Here is a 10,554-nt window from a genome sequence, read left to right on the forward strand (position 1 = left end):
AACGCCGGCGTTCAACGACTCTGACCCCTTGAACTTGAACAACGACTCTGACCCCTTGAACCCCAGCGTGGCGAATGCCCGTGTTGCTACATCTTTGGCTGCACCACCGCCGGCGCCCCGTTGATCAGATTCGCCGTTATCCGCGCCGCCCCCGGCACGCCATTTGGCAACTGCCGGAACAGCGCCAGCGTGACGTACACGTAGCGTCCCTTGCCCAGCGGGGCCACCAGCAGCCCACCCTGCTGCACCGGCTCGTTCGGATCGTTCATCGCCAGCAGCGGCGTGTAGCGTTTGTCGAAGGTGCTGGGCATGTACGTGGCGCGTTCCTGCGCCCAGTCGGCCCAATCGGCGGCACCGATACGATTGGGGCCCACCAGCAGCGGGTGCGTGGGCTGTAGCACCGTCACCGGCGCCTGCTCCATCGTGACGCGCGCCGCCGGGCGACTCCACTGCATGGGGTACGGCACCACGCCCGGAAAACGATTCATGTCCTGCGCCCCGTACTGCACGACCAGCGTACCGCCCTTCTTCGCGTAGTCCAGCAGTCGCACGTTGTTGCGCACCAATACCTCGTTCGCTTCATACGCGCGCGGGCCCACCACAATGCTCGTGAAGCGCGACAAGTCGGTGCTGGTGAGCATCGACGGTTCGATCTTCTCGACCGTGATGTCGAGTTGTTCGAGTGCCTCGAGCCCGGTGTCCCCGACACCCTTCACGTAGCCCACGCGAGCACGCGGCGGGAGCTTCACATTCACCGCCGAGAGGTACATCCCGCTCGCGCCGTACAAACGCATGGGCGTGATGTGGTCGTATTGGATGGAGAACACGCTGCTGGTGCTCAACGCGCCCTCGTGCAGCGCCAGCGCGACGAGCTCGAGACGTCCCTCCTTCACCATGCCACGCACACGAAAGGTGAGAATCGTGGAGCCATCCGGACCCAGTACGCGTTCGCGTTCCACCGAGTCGGCCTTGAGCCCCTCGGGAAGCTCGAGCTTCACCGTGACCTCCGCGTCGTGCGGATACGACGACTGGATCCGTACCGGCACGAACCGCTCCACCGGCACGCCGGCGCGCATGTACTCCATCGTGCTGCCGAGGTTCACCGTGATACCGGGCACCGCCGACACCGGCACCTGCTGATCGCCTTTGATGGGATCGGCGAAGCGATACACCACCGGTTCGTTCACCGTCACGCTTTCACCGGCGATGGTGAGACGCGCCTGTACCATTGTGGCGCGCTGCTCCTGCTGCTGCGCTTCGGTTCGCGCGTCGATGGGCGCCTGAAACCAATCCTGCTGCTTACGACCATAGGCCCGCCACCACGGGGAGTTGGCCTGGAACGCCACCGCCCAGCGGTTGAGCACCGCCGCGCTGTCGGGGCTGATGGCGATGTCGCCCGCTTCACCCGGACGCAAGCCCAAACCCGCCACCGATGCGTTCAGTAACTGCACCGCCGCGCGTCCGCGATTGAACACGGTGATGGTAACCGGCAGCGAATCGTTCACTGCGATCTTCACCGCCTCACGCACCGGGAACGTGGCACGCGGAGCCGTCGCTTCCACCGCCACACCCGCCGCCAGCACCAGCGCACGCTCGGCGCGATCGATCGTGATTGCCAGCGCATCCCACAGCGCCGGTGGCGCTTCGTCGGGGGCGCGGCGCGACAAGCTTGATGGCGCACCCGGACGACCGGTAATCAAAATGCCGGGGCCACTGCCGCTCGCACCGCGCACGTCGCGCAGCTGTCGCAGTGCCTGCGCCAACGGCGCGACGATCAGCGACGGATCATCCGCGCGATACGCCACGCGCGCCGACGCGATGGTGCGCAACGCCGAATCGAGCACCGGCTGCGCCGTGGCCGGGAGCGTGCTGCGCAACGCCGTCCACGTGGTATCAATGCCTTCGAACAACGACTGCTCGCTCCGTGCATTCTCCGGCCCCACACGCGACGCTTCGCGTGAGAGATATCCCAGAATCGTGCCCTTCTTTTGCAGCACGCCGAACCCTTGGCTCTTGTGCTGTGAGCGGCTCTCGGCCGCGATCTCGTAGTAGCTGCGCCCCAGCAGCGCGTCGTACTCCCCCACGTTCACGCGCAACGTGGCCGAGTCGGGAGCCTGTCGCGCGCTGCGATAGAACTTCTGCGGCGTCCACGGCAACCCGAAGCCTTTCACCGGAAAGCGCACCGTGTCGGCGGCCAGATCGTATGCTTCGCGCGCCAACAACCCCGACACCTGATGATGCCCGTGCCCGTCGCGCGGCGTGCCGCTGAAGAACGCCACCATCACATGCGGACGGAACGCGCGCACCACGCGTACCACGTCACCAAGAATGGAATCTTTGGGCCAATGCGTGTATGTCTCTTCAGCGTTCTTGCTGAAGCCGAAGTCGTACGCGCGCGTGAAGTACTGGCGCCCGCCATCGATGCGACGTGCCGACAACAGCTCCTGGGTGCGGATCGCTCCGAGCGCTTCGCCCAGTTCGTTGCCGATCAGATTCTGTCCACCGTCACCGCGTGTGAGCGAGAGATACGCCGTTTCCACGTGGCGGCCCTTGGCGAGCCACGCAATGATCGGCGTGTCTTCGTCGTCAGGGTGCGCGGCGATGGTGAGCACGCGGCCCGTGGTGCCGACACCCGCCAGCGTGGACCCAAGCGCCGCCGCGCCGCGGTCGAGCGTTACGTTCTGCGCCGACATGGTGCGGCCACCAGCGACAAGCGCCGCGGCAATAGCCGCGGCGCTCATCATGACCTGGTGGATTCGGGTGCGCCGAAGCGCCTTCACTGCCCCACCTGCATCGGCGTACGCTCCGTGGCCACTTCGCCGGTATCCATGACCATCGCGATGATGCGGGCCTGCTCGGCCTGATGCGCGTCCATGTAGCCTTCCGCCGGACTCGCCCGCTCCGGACGTCCCACATAGCGCACACCCACCGACGCACCCGCCGACGCGCGCAAACGCGGCTGCACGTACGTCCACGCGCCCTGATTCTTCGGCTCTTCCTGCGCCCACACGACCTGCTCGATCACGGGATACAGGTCCATGATGCGCACGATTTCCTCGTGCGGCCACGGATACAGCTCTTCGACCCGCACCAGCGCCACGTTCGGATTGCGCGTAGCCGCCAGCGCCATGTCGTAATACAGCTTGCCCGTACAGAACACGATGCGACGCACGTCGTCGCGATGCTGCGACGCGATGGGATCATCGATCACCGACTGGAAGCCGCCCTGCGACAGATCGTCCAGCTTCGATGCCGCCTGCGGCAGGCGCAGCAGCGACTTGGGCTGCATGCAGATGAGCGGACGACGCGACGTCCGCAGCGCCTGACGACGCAGCAGATGGAAGTACTGCGCCGGCGTGCTGCAGTAGGCCACGGTCATGTTGCCTTCGGCGCACATCTGCAGGAACCGCTCCAGACGCGCGCTCGAATGCTCCGGGCCTTGACCCTCGTATCCGTGCGGCAGCAGCATCACGACGCTGCTGTCCTGTCCCCACTTGGCGCGGTCGGCCACGATGAACTGATCGATGATCGGCTGCGCCACGTTCACGAAGTCGCCGAACTGCGCTTCCCACAACGTGAGGGCGTCGGTGGCGACGGTGCTGAAGCCGTACTCGAACGCCAGCACGGCGGTCTCGGAGAGCGCCGAGTTGAAGATCTCGAACACGCCCTTGGCGCCGGGCAGGTTGGCGAGCGGCGCGTACTTGCGGCCGTTCTCGCTGTCGCTGAGCACCGCATGACGATGCGAGAAGGTGCCGCGCTCGGCGTCCTGACCCGTGATGCGCACCGACATGCCATCGATGAGCAACGTGCCGAACGCGAGGGCCTCGGCGTGTCCCCACTCGATACCGCCCTGCTCGCCCATCGTCTCACGACGACGCTCGAGCTGCTTGGCCAAGCGCGGATTCGGCGTGAGATCGGACGGCCAGGTGAGCAGCGCGTCGTTCACGTATTGCAGCTTCTCGCTCGCCACGTTGGTGGGCACCGGCTTCGGCGCCCTCGCCGGCTCGGCCGGCCACGGCGCGTGCTGCTCACTGCCCAGCAACGACTGCTTGAAGCGCGCATGGATGTCGGCGTAGTGCTGCGACTCCGCCTGCTCCACCTCGGCCGCTTCGGCTTCGGTGACCACGCCCTCAGCCACCAAACGACTGGCCCACACCTGCGGCACCGTGGGGTGCTTGCGGATCCGGGCGTAGCGCGTGGGCTGCGTGTACATCGGCTCGTCGCCCTCGTTGTGACCGTGACGCCGATACCCCACGAGGTCGATCAACACGTCCTTCTTGAACGTGGCGCGATACGCGCACGCCACCCGCACCGCCGTAATGCAGGCCTGCGCATCGTCGGCGTTCACGTGGAAGACGGGCATCTCGAAGCCCTTCGCGAGATCCGACGCGTAGTGCGTGGAGCGGGCATCGGTCGGGTCGGTGGTGAAGCCGACCTGATTGTTCACGATGATGTGAATCGTGCCGCCGGTGCGGTACGCGTTCAGGTGCGAGATGTTGAGCGTTTCGGCCACGATGCCCTCGCCCGGGAACGCCGCGTCGCCGTGAATGGCGACCGGCACCACCGCGAGTTCGTCGCGCTCACCCATGCGGCCCGGCACCCGCTGCAACGCGCGCACCATGCCTTCGACGACCGGGTTCACCACTTCGAGGTGCGACGGATTGGGTGCGAGACGCAGCGTGACGGCCTTGCCGTCCACGTCCCGCGATCCGACGAAGCCCATGTGATACTTCACATCGCCCGTCGCGTTGCCATCGACGTGATCGTGACGACCCTCGAACTCGGCGAACAGGCTTTCGAACGGCTTGCCCATCACGTTCGTGAGCACGTTGAGCCGACCGCGGTGCGCCATGCCGATCACGATTTCCCGTGCGCCCGAGCGTCCCGACTCGCGAATGACTTCATCGAGCATTGGAATCAGCGTGTCGGTGCCTTCCACCGAGAAGCGCTTGTACCCCTGATACGCCCGACCGATGAAGCGCTCCAGCCCGTCCACCTGATTGAGGCGACGCAGCGTGTCCTTCTTTTCCTCGGGCGTGAGATCACGCGTGAGCACACCATCGCGGAACGCGCGCTGAAACCAGTCGCGCTCTTCGTCCACTTCGAGATGCCACACCTCCCAGCCGATGCGCCCGGCGTAGACCTCGCGCTTCCGCGCGATCGCGTCGGCGGCGGTCGCAAAGCGCACGTCGCCCAGCGCCTCGCCGGGAATCGCCTGCAGGTCGGCCTCGGTGAGCCCCCAGTACGCCGGGCTCAGATCCTCGGCGCCAGGCGGCGGGGTGCCAAGTGGATCGAGCTGCACCGCGTAGTGGCCGTAGCTGCGGATGGCCTGCTGCAGCGAGGCGGCCGCGGCCACTTTCCGGAGGAAGGCGACATCGTAGGTGGTACCGCCGGCCGGGGCGGACGCCGGCGTCGCCGCCCCCTGTCCGAACAGCGACTCGGCGATGCGGAAGTACTGGCGCCACGTCTCGTCCACACTGGCGGGGTCGTGACGATAACGCTCGAATTGTTCGGCAAAAATGCCGTCGTTGAAAACGCTCGTGATGGCAGCGGTCATAACGTTCGAATGTAATGATGGAGTCACGAAGACACAGGTGATTCGTGCACTCCACCGGCTGACGCGTGTGCTCAGTGCGTCGCGGGCACGACCAGGGTGAATACCGACCCGTCGCCGGGGCGCGACACCACCTCGATGCGTCCGCCGAGCATGGTGGCGAGGCGGCGGGCGATGTAGAGCCCCAAGCCAGTCCCGCGGTGCCGACCAGCCGACACGTTCTCGATCTGGGAGAAGGGGCGAAACAGGCGCTGCATGTCGGTGGGCTCGATGCCGATCCCCGAGTCGCGCACGGCACAGCGCACGGTGGCGGTTCCATCGGCCAGCGGGGAGCCGCGGGTCACGCGGACCGACACGGCACCCTCCTCGGTGAACTTCACGGCGTTCTGGCAGAGATTGAGCAGGATCTGCCGCACGCGGGCCTCGTCGGTGTGCATCGACGGCAGCCCCGGCTCGAGGTCGATGGAGAACTCGATCCCCTTTTCGCGCGCCAGCGGCTCGATGAACGGGTGCAGCGAATCCAGCAGTTCGGGGACACGGACGGAGGCGTTGCGCGGTGTGAGCCGGTCGGCTTCAAGGCTGGCGTAGGTGAGAATGTCCTCGATGAGCGAGCCCAGGTGCCGTCCCACGGTGCGCAGGCGGGTTACGACGTCCTGCTGTTCGGGGGACAGCGGGCCGAGGATCTGATCCTCCAAGAGCTCGTGATATCCCTCCAGTGCCGCTAAAGGGGTGCGAAGCTCGTGCGATAGTGTCGCTAAAAGGCTGGTTTTTGCGGCATCGGCCGACCGGGCGTCTTCCAACAACCGGGCCTTCCAGAGCGCCAAGGCGGCCAGATCGGCCATGACCCCCAGCCGCTCCTCGTCGGCCTCGTCGAACTGCGGGTGCCCGGTGTCGCGGGTGATGGAAAGCACCCCGAACAGCTGGCCGTTGGCCAGCAGTGGCAGCAGCAGAATGGGGCCGATGCTCAGCCGAGGCATCAGCTCGGCGAAGAACGGCAAGCGGGCCTCCGGCGACAGGATCGTGATCGCCCGCAGTTCGTTGGCGACGAGCCCCGTGACCGTGCCTTCGAGCGGGAAGGTCATGGACAGCAGGTCATTCGTGCGGCCGGCACAGGCTACATACACGCCATTATCACCACTTAATTCTGCCACTGACGCGCCAGTTGCTCGACCGCGCACCATGGAGAGCTCACAGAGCGTTTGCAGCACGCTCTGGGAGCTCGTTTCGGCGGCGAGGGCGCGCGCGACCTGACGGAGCGTGCCGAGCTCCTCCGTTTTTCGGTAGTCGGAATAGAGGAGGTCTTCCGTGCTGCCCGGAAAGTGCGCCGGATCGTGAGGACTGTGCGGACTCTGCATCCGGGAACTCTGCACCGCCGCGCGGCGCTTGGGGAGCGATGCCTTCACGAGAATCCAAACGCCCGCGCGACGGCGGCGTGCGCGGCCAGGGCGTAAATGGCCACCCCGACAAACTGTGCGCCCGCTGCGGCCGGCCGTTCAGCTGGCGCAAGAAGTGGGAGCGCGACTGGGAGAACGTGCGCTACTGCAGCGACAAGTGCCGGATGGGGAAGGGCGCGGGGTAGCGCGCTGGGACGGGCGCCCTACTTCATCACCGGCGTCGCCCCGCCCGGCCACAGCGGCCCCAACCCCGCCATCAGCTCGGCGATCACGCCGATGCCGTCCCACAGATTGCCGATACGCAGGTTCTCGTTGGGCGCGTGCTGACTGTTGTCGGCGTTCACCGTGGGCACCGTGATCACCGTGGCGCCGAGCTGCTCGACGAAGTGAAACAGCGGCAGCGACCCGCCCAGCATCGGCATCACGAACGGCTCACGGCCGTACGCGCGCGTCATCAGCGTTTTCACGGCACGTACCGACGGCAGCGTGCTCGCCACGCGCACGCTGGTGTAGCCACCGCCGCAGCCCATGTACGCCAAGTGCGCGCGATCGGTGCTGCGCGCGGCGGCATTGGGGTCGGTGGCCACGGTGTAGCCGAGCGACACGAGATGACGCGAGACCAGCTCGCAGATGCGCGCCGGTTGCTGATCGGGCACGAGGCGGAAGTCGATGGACACGCTGGCGCTGGTGGGCACGGCGTTGGCCGCGCCGCCACCCACTTCGCCGGTGCGAATGCCGCGAATGTTGAGCGCGGGGAGCATGATGCGCTCGCCCAAGGCGGCGTTGTTCGCTTCGGTGCGTGCGAGCCCCAGTGACGTGCGCAGCGAGTCGTCGGTGTTCGACAGCGCCTTGCCCAACGCGCGGTCGTTGTCGGAAATGGCCGGTACGTCGTCGTAGAAGCCGGCAATCTTCACGCGGCCGTCCATGTCGCGCACACTCGCAATGAAGTGCGCCACCGCCACGCCGGGGTTGGGCGCCCAGTTGCCGTAGTGTCCGCTGTGCAGCGCGCGGTTGGGGCCGTAGAAGGTCACGTCCACGCCCATCACGCCGCGCACGCCGAGCACCAGCTGCGGCGCGCCGCTCACATGGGCGGGGCCATCGAAGAACAGCCAGGCGTCGGCCGTCAGCACCGCTTTGTGCGCCTTGAGCAGGTCGCCCAGGTGCGCCGAGCCGGCTTCTTCTTCGCCTTCCAGGAAGAACTTCACGTTGACCGTGGGCGCCTTCTTGGCCGCCTTGAGGGCATCGAGAGCGGCCAGCATGGCGATGATCGGGCCCTTGTCGTCGCTGGCCGAGCGGGCGCGGATGCGAACGGCGGGATCGATGGTGTCGCCCTTGGCCGGCATGGGCACGGCGTCGGTGGCCACGCTGTTGGCGTAGCGACGCAGCTCGGGAGTGAACGGATCGCCGTTCCATCCGCCCCCGGCCACCGGCTGTCCGTCGTAGTGCGCGTACATCACGATGGTGCGCGTGGCCCCGGGCGTTTTCAGTTCGCCGAACAGGGCGGGACTGCCGCCGGTGGGCGCGACGAGGGGCCGCATGGCCACGCCGCGTTTGGCGAAGGCCGCGGTCAGAAACTCGACGTTGCGCCGGATGTTCGCGGTGTCGGAGGCCACGTTGGGAATGGCCATCAGGGCGAACGCTTCGTCGAGGATCTCGCGCTCGTGGGCGCGTCGCCACGCGTCGACGGCGGGGCGGAGCTGCTGGGCCTCGAGCGGGGCGGCAGCGAGCGCGGCGAGGGCGACGGACGCCAATAAAGTACGATGAAGTGAGACCATTCCGAAAAGTGCGAGCGGGATGGCTGCTTCGACAGGGGCGTGGCGACTGGGGCCCGCGCTGACGGTCGCGAGCTCGTTGGTTCACGCGAAGAGCGCGACGATCGCGACGATCGCGAAGAACAGCAACCACATTTTTTTCTTTTGCTGTTCTTCGCGCCCTTCGCGATCGTCGCGCCCTTCGCGTGAACCAGCAGCCTATCCGATCACTCGAGCTCCCAGCGAGGCCGCTACAACGCCGCCAGCAACGCCACCCGTTCGCGGGTGCTCACCACCACGCCACCCGGCGCCTCCACGGTGACCGCGAACATCACGGCACTGCCCACCGGCACGCGGGCGTTGATCGGCACGAACACCTCGGTGGCGCCGGCCGGCACGTCGAACACGCCGCCGTCGACGGGATACCGTTGATCGCGCGTCTTGTCGAAGATCCACAGTTGGTACTGCCACCGCTTCACATCGTTCGACTTGAGCCCGATCAGGCGCATCACGCCGCGTTGCGCCCGCGTGCTCCACACCACGTCGCCACTGGCGCCGAGGGCGGTGGAATCGGCGGTCGGTGCCCAGGCGATACGGGTGATGGCCGTATCCACCGCCATCAGTGAATCGCGTACCGATGAAGCGGCAGCCGAGGACGCGGCGGCCGTGGGCGCCGCTGCGACAACGTCCGACGGCTTGGCCGGCCCGCGGACCCACAGCGCGAGCATGGCCGCAGCCGCCAGCCAGCCCCCCCACATGGCGTACGACCGTCGCGGGCGCAACGCGGGAGCGCTCGCGACCGGCGGCGCCACCGCCACCGCGTTGTATGGCAGCACGCTCGGCTTGACTGGCACCACAACGTCGACAGCGGACGCGACCGGATCCGAAGCCGCTCGTGCGGCAATGGCGCGCGCGGCAAACGCCGGCGGCAGCGCATCCTGCGCCGACATCGACTCAGCCGCCAGCGCCGCCGTCAGCTCACCGATCAACAGCTCGTCGCGCGTGACGATGTCCGGCACGTCGTTCTCTTTCCTGGTCATGACTCGTGCTCCTCGTTCGTCGCGTCCGACGTCTGATGCAACTCGTTGGTGTGCAGCAGCATCGCCCGTGCGCGCTGCAGACCGCGACGGATGTGCGACTTCACGGTGCCCAACGGCGTGTTGGTGGCCTTGGCAATCTCGTCGTGCGTGTGCCCATGCAGGAGCGACAGCTCGAGCATCGTGCGCTGCGCTTCCGGCAACGCCCGCAGCGCCGCCCGCGCGCGTTCCACGCGATCGTCACCCGCATCGTCCCCGGTATCCTCGGCCGCGTAATCGAAATCGTCGGGGAGCGGCTCGAGTTCCACCGCCCGCTGACGCTTCCGTAGTCGATCAATCAGCCGCCGGCGCGTCACCATCGCCACCCATCCGGCCTCGGTGGAGCGGGTTGGCTCATACCGCGCCGCGCTGCGCCACAAATCGACGAACACCTCCTGCACCGCATCCTCGGCATCACGCGCATCCGGCGCCCAGCGCCGAACGAGCGACCAGATCAAGGAACCATACCGCTCCACACACTCGCGCACCGCGAGTTCATCCCCAGCCGCGATTCTCGGCAGCAGTGGCAACACACCTGACATGGCGGGCTTGAGGGACCCGGTCACGAGCGACAGATGCGCGCGTTCCGGTAACGGTGACTCAGCGTAGTCCATGTCTGGGCGAGTTCGGCTGACGAGGTGGGCTATCCCAAGATGCATGAGCGCTCCGACGGGGTCCACCAGAGCGTTCGTGGCGGTCAGCGTATTGGATGCACCCAACCGGTCGGACGGTTGGAACCATCTGGCAGGTCACGTGAGCGCCGCCGGACGACGGCTTCC

7 protein-coding genes are annotated in these 10,554 nt (G+C 67.0%); 1 reads left to right on the forward strand and 6 read right to left on the reverse strand.

Annotated elements, in window-relative coordinates:
• Nucleotides 1–86: 86 nt before the first annotated feature.
• The 3 genes from ACIRA7_RS11640 to ACIRA7_RS11650 all read right to left on the reverse strand — a co-directional run bounded on the left by ACIRA7_RS11640 (nucleotide 87) and on the right by ACIRA7_RS11650 (nucleotide 6,957).
• Nucleotides 87–2,744 carry a PIG-L family deacetylase gene (locus ACIRA7_RS11640; protein ID WP_396221011.1) on the reverse strand — a complete coding sequence of 886 codons (2,658 nt, stop codon included), beginning with the start codon at nucleotides 2,742–2,744 and terminating at the stop codon, nucleotides 87–89.
• Between the two features lie 32 nt (nucleotides 2,745–2,776).
• On the reverse strand, nucleotides 2,777–5,557 hold the full coding sequence (locus tag ACIRA7_RS11645; protein ID WP_396221012.1) for a 2-oxoglutarate dehydrogenase E1 component: 2,781 nt from the start codon (nucleotides 5,555–5,557) through the stop codon (nucleotides 2,777–2,779).
• Nucleotides 5,558–5,628: 71 nt separating this feature from the next.
• Nucleotides 5,629–6,957 (reverse strand): sensor histidine kinase, encoded by a 1,329-nt coding sequence (locus ACIRA7_RS11650; protein ID WP_396221013.1) that lies wholly within the window; start codon nucleotides 6,955–6,957, stop codon nucleotides 5,629–5,631.
• Between the two features lie 29 nt (nucleotides 6,958–6,986).
• On the opposite strand from ACIRA7_RS11650, the gene ACIRA7_RS11655 reads away from it, so the two are divergent.
• Nucleotides 6,987–7,133 (forward strand): DUF2256 domain-containing protein, encoded by a 147-nt coding sequence (locus tag ACIRA7_RS11655; RefSeq protein WP_396221017.1) that lies wholly within the window; start codon nucleotides 6,987–6,989, stop codon nucleotides 7,131–7,133.
• 18 nt (nucleotides 7,134–7,151) lie between these two features.
• Here ACIRA7_RS11655 and ACIRA7_RS11660 read toward each other — a convergent pair whose 3' ends face one another.
• The 3 genes from ACIRA7_RS11660 to ACIRA7_RS11670 form a co-directional block, all read right to left on the reverse strand.
• Nucleotides 7,152–8,723, reverse strand: a complete 1,572-nt coding sequence (locus tag ACIRA7_RS11660; protein ID WP_396221014.1) for a M20/M25/M40 family metallo-hydrolase — start codon at nucleotides 8,721–8,723, stop codon at nucleotides 7,152–7,154.
• 227 nt (nucleotides 8,724–8,950) lie between these two features.
• Nucleotides 8,951–9,739, reverse strand: a complete 789-nt coding sequence (locus ACIRA7_RS11665) for a hypothetical protein (protein WP_396221015.1) — start codon at nucleotides 9,737–9,739, stop codon at nucleotides 8,951–8,953.
• Nucleotides 9,736–10,389, reverse strand: coding sequence for an RNA polymerase sigma factor (locus ACIRA7_RS11670; RefSeq protein ID WP_396221016.1), 654 nt, complete (start codon nucleotides 10,387–10,389; stop codon nucleotides 9,736–9,738). The genes ACIRA7_RS11665 and ACIRA7_RS11670 overlap by 4 nt, the downstream gene beginning before the upstream one ends.
• Nucleotides 10,390–10,554: the final 165 nt, after the last annotated feature.

The organism is Gemmatimonas sp. (assembly GCF_044376735.1).
GTDB lineage: Bacteria > Gemmatimonadota > Gemmatimonadetes > Gemmatimonadales > Gemmatimonadaceae > Gemmatimonas.

Excerpts from the sequence above, each read along its gene's own strand:
- ACIRA7_RS11640 (WP_396221011.1), bottom strand. The coding sequence starts at position 2,744 with ATGATGAGCGCCGCGGCTATTGCCGCGGCGCTTGTCGCTGGTGGCCGC.
- ACIRA7_RS11645 (WP_396221012.1), bottom strand. The coding sequence starts at position 5,557 with ATGACCGCTGCCATCACGAGCGTTTTCAACGACGGCATTTTTGCCGAA.
- ACIRA7_RS11660 (WP_396221014.1), bottom strand. The coding sequence starts at position 8,723 with ATGGTCTCACTTCATCGTACTTTATTGGCGTCCGTCGCCCTCGCCGCG.
- ACIRA7_RS11665 (WP_396221015.1), bottom strand. The coding sequence starts at position 9,739 with ATGACCAGGAAAGAGAACGACGTGCCGGACATCGTCACGCGCGACGAG.
- ACIRA7_RS11670 (WP_396221016.1), bottom strand. The coding sequence starts at position 10,389 with ATGGACTACGCTGAGTCACCGTTACCGGAACGCGCGCATCTGTCGCTC.